The 668-nt window shown below is 65.0% G+C and carries 2 protein-coding genes; both read left to right on the plus strand.

Going from position 1 to position 668, the window contains the following annotated elements:
- The first annotated feature begins 51 nt into the window (after window positions 1-51).
- Window positions 52-363 carry a transposase gene (locus IU459_RS37430; protein WP_195134294.1) on the plus strand — a complete coding sequence of 104 codons (312 nt, stop codon included), beginning with the start codon at window positions 52-54 and terminating at the stop codon, window positions 361-363.
- A gap of 20 nt (window positions 364-383) precedes the next feature.
- On the plus strand, window positions 384-668 hold a 285-nt coding region (locus IU459_RS37435), incomplete at its 3' end, for an IS3 family transposase (RefSeq protein ID WP_195134295.1).

Here is a 668-nt window from a genome sequence, read left to right on the forward strand (position 1 = left end):
TGAACCGCCCCGACTTTCCGGCCGCTTCCTTCTCTGTGGAGGATGTGGGCCATGCCCAAGCGTTATCCGATCGAGCAGCGTGAGCGTGCGGTGAAGATGGTGCTGGATCGAATCGACGGGTATCCGTCGGCGTATGCCGCCTGCCAGGCGCTCGCCCCGAAGCTCGGCATCCACGCCGAGACGCTGCGTGTCTGGGTGAAACAGGCCCAAGTCGACACCGGGAAGGCTTCCGGGGTGACCAGTGCCGAGCAGGCGCGGATCAAGGAGCTCGAACGAGAAGTCCGAGATCTGAAGGAGGCCAACGAGATTCTGAAAGCGGCCTCGATTTTCTTCGCGCGGGAGATCGACCCGCGCCGCCGTTGATTTGCCAGTTCATCGATCAGATGCGTGCGCAGGGTTACCGGGTCGATCCGATTTGCCGCGTGCTCACCGAGCAGGGCGTGCAGGTCGCCGGACGCACCTATCGGAACTGGAAAACCGCCCCGCCCTCGGCGCGGACAGTGAGCGACGCCTATCTGACCGACGCCCTGCTGGCCACCATCGGCACGCCCGAAGGAATGTATGGGCGCCGCAAGATGGCCCCGTATCTGCGCCGCCAAGGCCACCAGATCGGGATCGGCACCGTCGACCGACTCATGCGTGACGAAGGCCTGTCGGGCGTGGTCCGC

Source organism: Nocardia amamiensis, assembly GCF_015477605.1.
GTDB classification, from domain to species: Bacteria; Actinomycetota; Actinomycetes; order Mycobacteriales; family Mycobacteriaceae; genus Nocardia; species Nocardia amamiensis_A.